Genomic DNA, 15,033 nt, shown 5'->3' with positions numbered 1-15,033 from the left:
AGCTTAAGATATTGCAGTTCTCTATAATATCACCTTTATTTTAAGCTACTTTTTTATTTAAAAATTCAAAGTTCATATCACCTAATAATTTTTCTGAATTATACATTGTTTTCTTTTTACCTATTGCAAATAAAATTCTAATCAATTTATTACATAATGCTATTAATGATTGTTTCTTTTTTAGTGGATTATTATTTCGTGTTGTATAATATCTATGGAGTTCATTAAACTCATTGTTTTTACTTACCATTGGCATAACTGCCTTAAAAAGAATAGCCCTTAATTTATGCCTTCCTCTTTTAGATATCGTAGTTTTTCCTTTATGCTTACCAGAACTATTTTCTTTCAAGTTTAATCCTGCAAGTTTTCGAATCTGATTGGGATGAGAATAATTATTCAAATCTCCTGTTTCAGATAAAAATCCGGCTACAGTTGTTACACCAACACCTGGTATTGAAAGCATCTCTTGAGCTCCTGGTATTTGAAATAATATTTCTTCAATAGATATCATCAATTCTTCCATTTGATTAGTAAGCATTTCATATCTATCTAGCAAATTCATAAGCTGTTTTTTGGCCATATGCATACCAGTTTGAATACCAACAGACGTTCTAGCTGCTTTTAAAAGTTTCTTTGCTCTTTTTGGGCCTACGGCTCTCTTAATGTCTTTTTTCCAAACATTTATTATTTCCTGTTCCCCTAGCTTCAATATATCCTTAGGAAATGGGAATTCTCTAAGTGTTATTAAAGAAGCTTTTCCTTCTATATTTTTGAAAACAGTTGGAAATTCAGGGAAATACTTATCTATCCATCGATGGATTTTATTTTTTATTGAACCTAATTCTCTATTAATATCATCTCTTTCATCCATTGCTACTCTTAATTCTGCATATATACCTTCAGGAATGACAGGTTCTGAGTATCTTCCATCCTTTACTAGTTGAGCTATTACTTTAGCATCTTTTAAGTCATTTTTCGTAGGTGAATTGTCATCTAGTTCTTTAGTCTTTTTAACATGCATCGGATTTACTAGAACTAGTTTAATATTTTCTCCACTTAGAAAATGTCCTATGTTAAACCAATAATGTCCTGTTGGTTCCATGCCTACAACTACTTTGTTTTTTTCATTCTCTATACAAATATCTTTAGCCCAATTAACTAATTTTTTAAAACCTTCAATTGAATTATTAAATGTAAGAGCTTTACCAAGCTCTACACCTCTGTAGTCCTGTGCTCTAGCAACATGAGTATGTTTAGCTATATCAACTCCAATAATTAAAGTATCAATATCTATTTGCTTAATCTTTTCATTTTGTGTATAATTCATTTTAGAATACCTCCTGTTATTTAATTTAAGGGTCAGTTTTTCCTGCAGGAATTCCCTGACACCTTATATTTTAACAGGTGGTATTTTTTTATTCAAATGTGATTTTTATTTATTACAGGAATGCTCCTTACAAATATTTTTGGTCCTTCCACCCTTACTATTTTTACTGGTGTATTCTTAGGTATAAAACCTTCATCAGATAAAGCATCTATTCTTTTACCATCTATTTCTATTATCCCAGAAGGGCGAAGTTCTGATACAGTGATACCTTCTTTGCCTAGGTATTCATCTTTAGAATAAGCACTTAAATAACCTTCTTCATTCTCTTGACGAGTTGTAAGCACTATCTTTTCCAAATGAGGACTTTTATGTCCCAATTTAACCAATAATATAGTTATTATTGTAGTCAGTATAATTGCTATACTTAAAGGTATTAAAGCTGAAACCAAAGTATCCATAGATAATATAATTCCTACTATGACTAGTATTATACCAGATATCCCAGGTAATCCAAATCCTGGTACTATAGCTTCTACTACTAATAGTATTAATCCAACAACAAATATTGCCAAAGAAGTCCAATGAGAGTACCCAGCAATTATATTACCAGCAAAAAATAATCCAAATCCTAATATGCTTATAGTTCCTCCAATTCCAAAACCAGGAGTAAAAATCTCTATAACCATGCCTACAAACCCTATAGTCAACAATAAAGTATTCATATAAGGATTAGATAATATCTTAGATACCTTTAATTCTTTACTTTCCTCCAATTTAATTATATCCCCATAGGATATATTAAAAAATTGAAGCATCTCATCATAATTATTAGAAATTAAATCACAAACACCTAGTTTTAATGCTTCTTTACTAGTTAAATTTAATAATTTTCCTTTTTCCGAAACTCCTTCAATATATACATCAGTATCTGCCATCGCTTCTATCACTTTAGGATCTCTACCCCTTAATTGGGCTACATCTCTTAAAAAACCTTTCCACATGGATAATACCTTTTCATTATTAGGAATAGTCTCTGCTGAACCAATAGTTGAACTGTGGGACATAACAACTTTCTCTGAGGAGATAGTGATAAGTACTCCTGCTGATACAGCTTTATTATTTACAAAAGATATGGTAGGTATATCTAACTCAATTATTAAATTTTTTATTTTTTCAGCTTCATCTATTAATCCACCATAAGTATCAATTTCAAAAATTATTGCTTTGGGATCTTTTTTCAACACATCATTTAAAGTTGTTTTTAAATAATTATATGTGGCACGATTAATCTCTCCTTTGATAGGAATTACATATACATCCCCTATATTCTCCGATGAAACAACATTATTTAATAATAAAAAGATAAAAATAAATAAAATCAGCGTTTTCTTCCATTTCAACATATCCACCTCCTATTATATTATATTCCTACCCCAACTTTTAAACAATAAAAATATTATAAATTTAATTTATTCGTTTTATATAAATAAAACCTGGGGTAAAACCCAGGTTTTATTTTAAATGCTTCTTAACAATCTCACTAACTGTATTACCATCAGCTCTGCCTTTCACTTTTGGCATTACAGATTTCATAACTAATCCCATATCTTTCATGGTCTCAGCACCTATTTCATCTATAGTTTTTACTACAATTTCTTCAATTTTTTCCTCTGTTAGCTGTTCAGGTAAGTATTCTAGTAAAATATCCATTTCCTTTTGAGTTAATTCTACTAAATCTTGCCGTTCTCCTCTTTTAAAATCTTCAATAGCATTCTTTTTCTCTTTTAGTTGTTTAGAGATTATATCTATTATTTCTTCATCTCCTAATTGTTTCCTTTCATCTACTTCCTTTTGTTTAATAGCTGCCCTGACCATAGTTATAGTATTTTTCCTAATTGTTTCTTTATTTTTCATGGAAATCTTAAAATCTTCCATAAGTTTCTTTTTAAGGGACATAAATCCACCTTCTTATTAAAAATAATTAATATTTATTTTTCTTTCTTCTAGCTGCTTCTGCTTTCTTTTTACGTTTTACACTTGGCTTTTCATAATGTTCTCTTTTTCTATATTCATAAAGAACACCTGAACGAGCACATTGCTTTTTGAATCTTCTTAGTGCATCATCAAGAGATTCGTTTTCTCTAACTTTTATTTCAGTCAATTACTTCTCCCTCCCCTCTCTAATGCAAAAAGTACCTCATATTACCTATAATAAGCAAAATGCAATACTAAACTATTATACATTGATTATATAGTTTCTGCAACTTGTAATTAGCCTGGAGGCCAAGAAAATTTACGCCCACCCAATACATGGAAGTGAATGTGAGAGACAGTCTGCCCTCCAAATTCTCCACAATTATTTACTATCCTATAGCCTTCTTCATGAAAACCCATTTGTTTTACAAGTTTTTTTATAACATAGAATATGTGACCTATCAATTCTAAATTTTCTTCATCTATACTATTTAAAGATTCAATATGCTCCCTAGGTATTACCAAAAAATGAATTGGAGCTTGAGGGTTTGCATCCTTGAAGGCAATAACCTTATCATCTTCATATATAATTTCACTTGGTATTTCTTTATCAATAATACTGCAAAATACACAATCTGTCACCTTTTCACCCCCTCTATTTTCATCCATTCCTGTATACTAGGTCACAATTCCTATATCTAATATATTCGATACAAGTTTTATAATTCCTCTATTTTTCCTATCAAAATATCATCTTTTTCACAAATAATTTTTACGGGAAGTATTTTTCCTTTAATTGAATCATCTGCTTTGGCTTTAACCCTTATATAATTAGTAGTATATCCTTCCATATAATCAGCATTATCTTTACTATTTTCTTCAAATAGCACCTCTAAGGTATGACCTAAAAATTTTTTATTAAAATCTTTCATTAACTTATCTCCTAAAGCTATAAGCATGTCTGAACGTTGTTGTTTTATTTCTCCATGAATTTGTTTTTTAAATTTACTTGCTGGAGTACCTTTTCGAGGGGAATATTTAAAAACATGAATTCTTGAAAAACCTATTTCCTTCACAAAATCATAGGTCTGTTGAAATTCTCTGTCAGTCTCACCTGGAAAACCTACAATTATATCCGTTGTTATTCCTACATTGGGCATATATTCTCTTATCAATTTTACTATTTCTTTATACTGCTGAGTTGTATACTTCCTATTCATCCTATTTAATACTTCATCAGAACCACTTTGTAGTGATAAATGAAAATGATCACACAATTTATTAGTTTTTATAACTCTTCGCATGAACTGATCATCTATTAAGGTAGGTTCTATAGAACTTAAACGTATCCTTTCTATACCATCTACTTTCGCCACTTCCTCAATTACATCCACCAAAGAAATTGAATTTAAATCTTTGCCATAGGAAGCTACATGAATTCCTGTCAATATAACTTCTTTAAAACCAGCTTCTGATAATCTTTGAGCCTCATCTATTATGGATTGTAAATTTCTACTCCTTATAGGACCTCGAGCATAAGGAATAATACAATAACTACAAAATTGATTACATCCATCTTGAATTTTTATATAGGCTCGAGTTTTAGATTTTACATCTGCTATATTTAAATTTTCAAATTCTTTATGCTCATTTACATCTTTTACCATATTTATCTTTTTATCTTCCAAAATCGCTTTTTCACATAAATCCACTATCTTATCCCTATGAGTTGTCCCCAAAATTACATCTACTTCTTTCATTTTTTTCACTTCATCGGGAGCTACTTGAGAATAACAACCCACTACTGCAACTATTGAATCTCTATTAAGTTTTTTTGCCCTACGTATAAACTGTCTAGATTTTCTATCTCCTAAATTAGTTACTGTACATGTATTTATAACATATATATCTGCAAATTCATCACACTCTACTATTTGATATCCTCTTTTTTCAAATAATTCTTGCATTGCTTCTGTTTCATATTGATTAACTTTACAACCTAAGGTATAAAAAGCAACTCTATTCATTTCATCACTCCTAAATCACCAAGCTCATATAATATAATAGTTGATGCTACTAAACCTGCTGTTTCAGTTCTAAGAATTCTAGATCCTAGAGTTATACTTTGTCCACCAACAGATTTTAAAAGCTGTATTTCTTCTCTCTCAAATCCGCCTTCTGGTCCAATTATTAAATTTATCTTTTCTCCTTCTATATTATTTAAAATATCCTTAAAAGATATACTTTTTTCCATCTCATATGGCACTATTATATTTTTTTCACCTTCTAATTTATCTAACATTTCCTTAAAACTCATTATATTTTGAACTTTAGGTATAAAATCTCTTTTACTTTGTTTTGCAGCCTCCTCTGCTATGGCTCTCCATCTATCTAATTTTGATTGTTCTTTTTTTTTATTTTTTATTTTAACTATAGTCCTATTTGTAATTATGGGGTAAATTTCTTTTACTCCAATTTCAGTTACCTTCTGGATTAAATAATCCATTTTATCTCCTTTAGCTATACCTTGATATAATGCAATATGAATAGGGGATTCATGCTTGCCTTGAAAACTTTTAATTATTTTTGTAATTACTTTTTTGTTATCAAATTTTATTATTTTACATATATAAACTCTTCCTCCAGAAGATATCTCTATAATATCATCCTTTTTTAATCTCAAAACATCTTTAATATGGTTTGTATCCTTCCCAACAATTTCAATTGTATCTCCTTGAATCTGCTCTTTATCAACAAAAAATCTATGCACATTTACTCACCTTCTGCCTTAGTAGATACTATGGAAACCCAATCTCCCATAACTTTTTCTTCTACTATATGATAACTATTTCTCTCAAGTGCTTGAATGACCATATCTGCTTTTTCAGTTATTATTCCTGATGCAATAAATATTCCTGTTTTCTTTAAATAATCATTTAAAGATTCTATAAGTTCTATAATTACTTCTGCTATAATATTAGATACTATAATATCAGCTTTTCCTTCTACTGCATCTAACAAATTTCCTGCTCGTATATCTACTATATCATCTACATCATTTAATTTCACATTTTCTTTAGACGCCTTAATGCTTAATTCATCTAAATCTACTCCTACTACTTGTTTAGCTCCTAATTTTGCTGAAACAATACTTAATATTCCACTACCCGTTCCTATATCATACACTATGTGTCCTTCTTTTACATACTTTTCTAACATTTCTATGCACATAATTGTAGTTTCATGAGCTCCCGTTCCAAAGGCCATGCCTGGATCTAGTTCAATTACCAGCTCTCCTTCTTTATTTTGATATTGTTCCCAAGTAGGTTTAATTACTATTTTATTTCCAATTTTAATTGGTTTGTAATATTTTTTCCAACCTTCTGCCCAATCTTTTTCATATACTTCCGTTATAGTAACCTGTCCTAAGGGTTTATCAAAATTATCATAAATATTTCTTTCAATACTATCCCTGATAAGCTCTATTTTATCTATTAAATCCTCGCTTTCTGGAAAATAAGCTTTAATTATTACCTCTTCATAATCCTGTTTAATAAGACTTGGATCTATAAAATCCCAATCTTTCTCCGATTGTTGAAATGCTAATATATCCTTAGGATCTTCTATAGCTAATCCTGTTACACCTAAGTCATACATTATATTTGCAACCATCTCTTCTGCTTCAGTAGTGGTTTTTATTTGAACTTCAATCCATTTCATGGCTTCACATCCTTTTTATGAATCTCAAAATATTATACCCTAAATAACATGAAATTACCATAACTTAAAAAACAATCACTCCAATTCGAGTGATTGATCAATTCCCAAAAGCATCCCTCATCTTATCAAAAAATCCTTTTTTTCCTTCTTTATGATGCTCTCCACTCTCTTTAGCAAATTCCCTTAGGAGTTGCTTTTGCTTCTCATTTAATTTTTTAGGTACCTGTACTTCTACATTAAAATACAAATCACCTCTTCCAACTCCTCTTACATTAGGTACTCCTTTGTTTTTCAATCTAAATCTAGTCCCAGTTTGAGTACCTTCCGGTATATTATATTTAGACATTCCATCTAGTGTAGGAACATCTATTTCTGCACCAAGAGCTGCGTCTACAAATGAAATAGGTACTGTTAAATATATATCATTTCCTTGTCTTTTGAAAAATTCATGTTCTTTTACATTTATATATATATATAAATCTCCTGGTGGACCACCTCTATCTCCCATTTCTCCTTCTCCATGAATAGATATAATTGACCCTGTATCTACTCCTGCAGGAATCTTTACTTTTATTTTCTTGTTTTTTATTTCTTTTCCAGTTCCTGAACACACAGTGCATTTTTCTTTAATAACTTCTCCTGTTCCATTACATTGATCACATGTAGCTACTCTAACAAAACGTCCAAAAGGACTTTGTTGGACATATCTTACTTCCCCTGTTCCGTGACATTTACTGCAAGTTTCTTTACTGCTTCCTGGCTTTACACCTGTACCACTACATGTTTCGCATTGTTCAGTTTTTCTTATCTGTATTTCTTTTTCTGCTCCAAATACTGCCTCCATAAATTCTAAATCCAGATTATATCTTAAATCAGCACCTCTAACTGGACCTCTCCTTTTAGATGAAGTTTGAGTAAAACCACCACTAAATATATCAAATATATCATCAAATATATCTCCAAACCCACCAAAATCTTGGCTATATCCTCCTTGACCATTTACTCCTGCATGACCAAATGTATCGTATCTTCTTCTTTTATCTGAATCGCTTAATACTTCATAAGCTTCGTTTATTTCTTTAAATCTTTGTTCAGCTTCTTTGTCACCGGGATTTAAATCTGGATGATATTTTTTCGCTAAAAATCTATATGCAGTTTTTATTTCACTTTCTGTAGCGTCTCTTGATACCCCAAGTATTTCATAGTAATCTTTCAATCTACACACCTGCCTTCAATTATAACTATAGATAATTTTATCAAAATTCAAAGCTAAATCCAATAGGGATTTAGCTTTGAATTTTTAAAATCTATTCATCATCATCTACTACTTCAAAATCAGCATCCACTACATCGTCATCATCACCTGAGGAGCTATCTGTTCCAGGACCTTGAGCTCCTCCTTGAGCTCCTGATTGATCGTATATCTTCTGAGATATACTATAAAATTCTTGAGTAAGCTCTTCTGTCTTTCTCTTTATCTTTTCTACATCATCGCCCTCTAATGCTTTCTTTAACTCTTCTAATTTTGATTCCACTTTGGATTTTTCTTCTTGAGAAACCTTATCTCCTATATCTTTTAATATTTTCTCAGTTTGATATATCATAGAATCTGCATTATTTCTTATTTCAATTTCTTCTCTCCTCTTCCTATCTTCTTCTGCAAATTTTTCCGCTTCTTTTATTTTTTGTTCAATCTCTTCTTCAGTTAGATTAGTTGAAGCAGTAATTGTAATCTTCTGCTCTTTTCCTGTACCTAAATCCTTAGCAGATACATTTACTATACCATTAGCATCTATATCAAAAGTAACTTCTATTTGAGGCACTCCTCTTGGAGCTGGTGGTATACCTGTTAACTGGAATCTACCTAAAGTAGTGTTGTCACGTGCCATTTCTCTTTCCCCTTGAACCACATGAATATCTACAGAAGTTTGATTATCAGCTGCTGTAGTAAATATTTGTGATTTCCTAGTAGGTATAGTAGTGTTCCTTTCAATTATTTTTGTAGTTACACCACCTAAAGTCTCTATACCAAGAGATAAAGGAGTTACATCTAGCAACAATACATCTTTTACCTCTCCACTTAATACTCCACCTTGAATAGCTGCACCAATAGCAACACACTCATCAGGATTAATATCTTTTTGTGGTTCTTTACCTGTTAATCTTTTTACTGCTTCTTGTACTGCAGGTATTCTAGTTGAACCTCCTACCAATATTACATTATCAATATCACTAGGCTTAAGGTCTGCGTCTTTTAGGGCTTCTTTTACTGGGTCCATAGTTTTTTCCACTAAATGAGCTGTTAATTCTTCAAACTTAGCTCTGGTAATATCCATATTTAAATGCAATGGTCCTGAATCTGTAGCAGTTATAAATGGTAAATTTATATTAGTAGACATTGTAGAAGACAGCTCTTTTTTAGCTTTTTCTGCTGCTTCTTTTAATCTCTGTAAAGACATACTATCCTTTCTTAAATCTACTCCATGTTCCTTCTTAAATTCTTCAGCTATATAATCAATTAAAGCTTGATCAAAATCATCTCCACCTAGACGATTATTACCTCTAGTTGCCAATACTTCTATTACTCCATCTCCTAATTCCAAAATGGAAACATCAAATGTACCTCCACCTAAATCATATACCATAATTTTACGCTGATCTATTTCTTTATCTAATCCATATGCAAGTGCTGCTGCTGTTGGCTCGTTGATTATCCTTCGTACATTTAATCCTGCTATTTTTCCTGCATCTTTTGTTGCTTGTCTCTGACTATCTGTAAAATAAGCTGGAACAGTTATTACTGCATCAGTTATAGTTTCACCTAAATAAGCTTCTGCATCAGTTTTAAGCTTTTGCAAAATCATTGCTGAGATATCCTGTGGGGTATACTCTTTCCCATCTATAACTTTCTTCCAATCCTTACCCATTTCTCTTTTAATTGACATAATAGTTCTATCAGGATTAGTTATTGCTTGCCTTTTAGCTGTTTCACCTACTAATCTTTCACCATCTTTTGTAAAAGCAACTACTGATGGTGTAGTTCTATTTCCTTCTGCATTTGGAATTATAACAGGCTCTCCACCTTCTATTACAGCCATACATGAGTTAGTAGTTCCTAAATCAATACCAATTATTTTTCCCATACAAATCCCTCCTTAAAATGTTATTTAGACACTTTAACCATACTTGGTCTAATTACTTTTCCATCTAACGTATATCCCTTTTGCAATACATCTAATACAATTCCCTCTTCTTCATCTTCTACTTCTTCCACAAATACAGCATGATGAAGGTTAGGGTCAAATACTTTGCCTTCACATTCAATTTCGCTTACTCCATTTTCCTCAAGAACTCTGAGAAATTGTTCATATATCATCTTCACACCTTGATAAAAACTATCCTCTTTTTTATCTTCCTCCACGCTATCAAGAGCTCTTTCAAAATTATCCAATATAGGTAATAATTGATTAATTAAATCCTCTATAGCATAAGTATATGTTTTTTCTTTATCTTTTTTAACTCTATTTTTATAATTTATGAAATCTGCTTGCAATCTTAACAATTGATCTGTTAACTCTTCAATTTTTTCATCTTTTTCAATTAATTGAGATTCTAAATCTTTATCTTTTTCATCAACTTTTAATTCCTCTTTTTCTTCTTTTTCTTGATCCTGTTTATCCTTATCTAAAACATCCTCCTTTATAGTATCTTCTTTCTTTTCCATTTCATCACCCCTTTTGCACCTTTTATTTTATATCTAGAGTAACACTCTAAATTTTCTATTGTTTTTTTAATAATAATTCTAATACTTCTGTTAAATTAACTGAAAATAATTTTAGAGTGTTTATTACCATAGGATAATTCATTCTAGTAGGTCCTATAACACCTATCTTTCCAATAGTTACTCCTCCTAATTTATAGGTAGTAGTTATTAAGCTACATTCTTTTATTGGATCATATATATTTTCATTTCCTATAGTGATTTCTATTTCATCTTCATTCGTGCTATTTAACAGTATATCTGCTAATAACTCTTTATCTTCAATAAAAGATATGAAAGATTTTGCTTTGTCTAAATCCTTATATTCAGGAAAATCAAATATTTTATTGACTCCATCAGCATATAATTCTACATTGTCTGTGTCATTAAGAGTTTTATTGATTATATGAATTATGTTATCTATAATTTCCTTATACTCATACATCTCCTTAAATACATTATTGTCTATTTCTTTCCCAATATCCTCTATAGTGAGCCCTTTTAATTTATTATTTAAAAAATTAGATATTATAGTTAATTGGTCATCATTGATTTTTCTATCTAACTTAAATATAGTATTTTTTACAATCCCTGAATCATTTACTAATACCAACAATGCTTCTGAATCATCTATAGGTATTAACTGTATATGTTTCAATTTACTTTTCTTTAATTGAGGTGATAAAGCTAATGCAGTATAATTAGTAATTGCAGATAATATTTTAGCAGAGTTTTGAATTAATTCATCTATCTCATCAGCCTCACTAATTAAAGCTTTTTTTATTTGTTCTTTCTTTTTTGTATCTATTGTAAGCTTTTCCGTTTTTAAAAGTTGATTTACATATAATCTATATGCCTTATCTGAAGGTACCCTGCCAGCTGATGTATGAGGTTTACTTAAATATCCTAAATCCTCTAAATCTGACATTTCGTTTCTTATAGTTGCCGAACTAACCCCAAAATTATACTTCTTAGATATAGTTCTTGAACCAATAGGCTCTGCACTGGCTATATAACTATTTATTATGGCATGAAGTACTTTTATCTTTCTATCATCCAACATAATACCACCTCATTATCACCTCAGTTTTATGTTTCAAATACTTATTAGCACTCTTTAAGCCTGAGTGCTAATTTTAAATTATCATTATTCCTTAATTTTGTCAATACCCTTTTAGAAAATTTAAGGCAATAAATCCACGTACACTATATTTGACAGGTCTAATCCTAACGAAGTAAACCTTATAAATCTATCATCCATGTATATTAATCCTCCTTTTTCATGCTTTTTAAATACATTTCCATATATTTCATCTACTGATATATTAAATCGCTGATAAAATTCATTTTTATCTATACCATCCGTTAATCTAAGACCCATCATTAAATATTCAAAAATTTCCATATCTCTACTAATTGTTTCTTCTCCTTCTATAGGAAATTTGTGATTTTTAAGTTGTTTATAGTAATTTTTAAAATTATCATAATTCCAAAATCTCTTTCCATATAAATTAGAATGGGCTGCTAATCCTAATCCAATATAAGGCATTAACCGCCAATAGATTAAATTATGTTTGCACCTATATCCTTTTTTAGAAAAATTAGATATTTCATAATGCTCATAACCATTGTCCCTTAATAATTCTATACCTCTATGATACATGCATCGTTCTTTATCCTCAGAAGGCATATTTATTTTACCATCTTCATACCACTTTTTTAATAAAGTGTCATCTTCAAGTATAAGACTATAATAAGATATATGCTCTACTCCTAATTTTATCATATCCTTTAAAGTTTTTTCACATTGATAAATGGTTTGGTCAGGCAAACCAAATATTAAGTCCACATTTATATTATTAAATCCTAAATCCCTAATAAGTTTATAATTTTTATAAAAATCCATTGCAGTATGAATTCTTCCAATTTTTTTCAACAACCTATCGTCTAACGACTGTACTCCTAAACTTATTCTATTTATACCCATTGATTTATAACTTTTTAATTTTGGCTTATTTAACGTACCAGGATTGGCTTCTATTGTAATCTCTTCTATATTTGAAGCATTATAATTTTTGTATATATAGTCTAATATTTTAAATATATACCTTTCATCAATGCAAGAAGGGGTACCGCCACCTATAAATAGAGTCTTTATATTATAATTTTTTAAAATATCCTTATACAATTCCATCTCCATTAGAAGAAAATCTATATACTTAGTTACCTCTTCATTAGATTTAGTATATGAAATAAAATCACAATAATAACATTTGCTAATACAAAAGGGAATATGAATATAGATGCCTATTTGTTTCAACTAAAAGCCTCCTATCAATTTATAAACTTAATGCACACTTAAGTGTGCATTACTTTTCATCATATTTTAATACAGCTAAAAAAGCTTCTTGTGGAATTTCCACTGCACCTATTTGTCTCATTCGCTTCTTGCCTTCTTTTTGCTTTTCTAATAATTTTTTCTTCCTTGTAACATCTCCACCATAACATTTTGCTAATACATCTTTTCTAAGAGCTTTTACAGTTTCTCTTGCTATTATTTTAGAACCTACAGCAGCTTGTATAGGTATTGCAAATTGATGACGAGGTATTTCTTCTTTTAACCTTTCAGCAATAGTTCTGCCCCTCTCATAAGCTTTATCTTTATGAACAATAATAGAAAGAGCGTCTACCAACTCTCCATTTATCAATATATCAAGCTTAACTAGGTCTGATTGTTGATAACCCTTTAATTCATAATCGAGAGATGCAAAACCTTTAGTTCTTGATTTTAATGCATCAAAAAAATCATATATTACTTCATTTAAAGGCATATCATAATACAATATGACCCTGTTTTCTTCTAAATATTCCATATTTTTAAATACACCTCGACGATTTTGGCAAAGCTCCATCACAGTTCCTACATAATCTGCTGGTGTCATTATGGAAGCAGAAACTATTGGTTCCTCCATGTATTCTATCTCTGATTCTTCAGGAATATTTGTTGGATTTTGTATAGACAATATTTCCCCATCTTTCTTTTTTACCCTGTATATAACACTAGGAGCTGTAGTAACTATGTTTAAATCAAACTCCCTCTCTAATCTTTCCTGTACTATTTCCATATGAAGAAGTCCTAAAAATCCACATCTAAATCCAAAACCTAAAGCGGCAGAATTCTCTGGCTCAAATACTAAACTAGCATCGTTTACTTGTAATTTCTCCAATGCATCTCTTAAGGAGTTAAAATCTTCTCCTTCTGCAGGATATATACCACAGTAAACCATTGGAACCACTTTTTTATATCCTGGCAATGGGATTTCTGTTGGATTGTTTTTGTCTGTTATAGTATCTCCTACCCTTGCATCTTTCACATTTTTTATACTAGCTAATACATAACCTACTTCCCCTGCTTCTAACTTATCTACAGCAATTTGTTTTGAAGTAGTAATTCCCACTTCTGTTACCTCATAGGTTTTATTAGATGACATCATCTTTATTTCCATACCTGGTTTTATACATCCTTCAAATACTCTGATATAGCAAACTACTCCTTTATAAGAATCATAGTAAGAATCAAATATTAAAGCCTTTAGAGGTGCATTCACATCCCCTTTTGGAGCAGGAATTTTTTTAATTATTTCTTCCAATACCTGTTCTATATTTAAACCTTCTTTAGCAGACACCAAAGGTGCATCTTCTGCATCAATACCAATGACCTCTTTTAATTCTTTCTTTACTTCATCTGGTCTAGCGCTAGGTAAATCTATTTTGTTTATTATAGGAACTATCTCCAAATCCTGTTCTAAAGCCAAATATACATTAGCTAATGTCTGTGCTTCAATGCCTTGTGTTGCATCTACTACTAACAAAGCTCCTTCACAAGCTGCTAATGATCGAGAAACTTCATAATTAAAGTCTACATGTCCTGGTGTATCTATTAAATTTAATATATATTCTTCTCCATCTTTAACTTTATAAGTAAGTCTTACATTTTTAAGCTTTATAGTTATACCTCTTTCTCTTTCTAAATCCATACTATCAAGTACTTGCTCTTGCATTTCCCTTGAAGTCAATAATCCTGTTTTTTCAATTAATCTATCAGCAAGAGTAGATTTTCCATGATCTATGTGAGCAATTATTGAAAAATTCCTTATATTGTTTTGTTTTTTATTTTGCATACTCTTCCTCCTTAAGAAGTTTCAATAACCTTAGAGAATAATTATATCAAAAATACTCTTAGATGTAAAAC

General features: G+C 30.4%; 14 protein-coding genes. All 14 read right to left on the bottom strand.

Going from position 1 to position 15,033, the window contains the following annotated elements; translation table 11 throughout:
• Window positions 1–40: 40 nt before the first annotated feature.
• Window positions 41–1,327 (bottom strand): IS110 family transposase, encoded by a 1,287-nt coding sequence (locus tag KQI16_RS08945; protein ID WP_191864955.1) that lies wholly within the window; start codon window positions 1,325–1,327, stop codon window positions 41–43.
• 92 nt (window positions 1,328–1,419) lie between these two features.
• A complete protein-coding gene (locus KQI16_RS08940; protein ID WP_216433681.1) occupies window positions 1,420–2,730 on the bottom strand; it encodes an NfeD family protein in 1,311 nt (436 codons plus the stop codon).
• A 109-nt stretch (window positions 2,731–2,839) separates the two neighbouring features.
• On the bottom strand, window positions 2,840–3,283 hold the full coding sequence (locus KQI16_RS08935) for a GatB/YqeY domain-containing protein (protein ID WP_132025843.1): 444 nt from the start codon (window positions 3,281–3,283) through the stop codon (window positions 2,840–2,842).
• Window positions 3,284–3,308: 25 nt separating this feature from the next.
• A complete protein-coding gene (gene rpsU / locus KQI16_RS08930; RefSeq protein ID WP_132025841.1) occupies window positions 3,309–3,488 on the bottom strand; it encodes a 30S ribosomal protein S21 in 180 nt (59 codons plus the stop codon).
• 110 nt (window positions 3,489–3,598) lie between these two features.
• A complete protein-coding gene (locus tag KQI16_RS08925) occupies window positions 3,599–3,943 on the bottom strand; it encodes a histidine triad nucleotide-binding protein (RefSeq protein WP_132025839.1) in 345 nt (114 codons plus the stop codon).
• A 77-nt stretch (window positions 3,944–4,020) separates the two neighbouring features.
• Window positions 4,021–5,328, bottom strand: a complete 1,308-nt coding sequence (gene mtaB / locus KQI16_RS08920; RefSeq protein WP_132025837.1) for a tRNA (N(6)-L-threonylcarbamoyladenosine(37)-C(2))-methylthiotransferase MtaB — start codon at window positions 5,326–5,328, stop codon at window positions 4,021–4,023.
• A complete protein-coding gene (locus tag KQI16_RS08915) occupies window positions 5,325–6,071 on the bottom strand; it encodes a 16S rRNA (uracil(1498)-N(3))-methyltransferase (protein WP_132025835.1) in 747 nt (248 codons plus the stop codon). Before KQI16_RS08915 ends, mtaB begins: the two co-directional genes overlap by 4 nt.
• Window positions 6,072–6,073: 2 nt before the next feature.
• Window positions 6,074–7,021, bottom strand: coding sequence for a 50S ribosomal protein L11 methyltransferase (gene prmA / locus KQI16_RS08910; protein ID WP_132025833.1), 948 nt, complete (start codon window positions 7,019–7,021; stop codon window positions 6,074–6,076).
• A 97-nt stretch (window positions 7,022–7,118) separates the two neighbouring features.
• Entirely contained in the window at window positions 7,119–8,246 is a 1,128-nt protein-coding gene (gene dnaJ / locus KQI16_RS08905) for a molecular chaperone DnaJ (RefSeq protein WP_216433678.1), read from the bottom strand.
• Between the two features lie 82 nt (window positions 8,247–8,328).
• A complete protein-coding gene (dnaK, locus tag KQI16_RS08900) occupies window positions 8,329–10,164 on the bottom strand; it encodes a molecular chaperone DnaK (protein ID WP_132025829.1) in 1,836 nt (611 codons plus the stop codon).
• 20 nt (window positions 10,165–10,184) lie between these two features.
• A complete protein-coding gene (gene grpE, locus KQI16_RS08895) occupies window positions 10,185–10,745 on the bottom strand; it encodes a nucleotide exchange factor GrpE (RefSeq protein WP_132025827.1) in 561 nt (186 codons plus the stop codon).
• A 55-nt stretch (window positions 10,746–10,800) separates the two neighbouring features.
• Window positions 10,801–11,844, bottom strand: a complete 1,044-nt coding sequence (hrcA, locus tag KQI16_RS08890) for a heat-inducible transcriptional repressor HrcA (protein WP_286173006.1) — start codon at window positions 11,842–11,844, stop codon at window positions 10,801–10,803.
• 120 nt (window positions 11,845–11,964) lie between these two features.
• Window positions 11,965–13,101, bottom strand: coding sequence for a radical SAM family heme chaperone HemW (gene hemW / locus KQI16_RS08885; protein WP_216433676.1), 1,137 nt, complete (start codon window positions 13,099–13,101; stop codon window positions 11,965–11,967).
• Window positions 13,102–13,150: 49 nt separating this feature from the next.
• A complete protein-coding gene (gene lepA / locus KQI16_RS08880) occupies window positions 13,151–14,962 on the bottom strand; it encodes a translation elongation factor 4 (RefSeq protein WP_216433674.1) in 1,812 nt (603 codons plus the stop codon).
• Window positions 14,963–15,033 lie beyond the last annotated feature (71 nt).

This window comes from Caproiciproducens sp. MSJ-32, assembly GCF_018918055.1.
Lineage (GTDB): Bacteria > Bacillota > Clostridia > Clostridiales > Clostridiaceae > Clostridium.
This window is presented reverse-complemented; position numbering and strand designations above follow the sequence as displayed.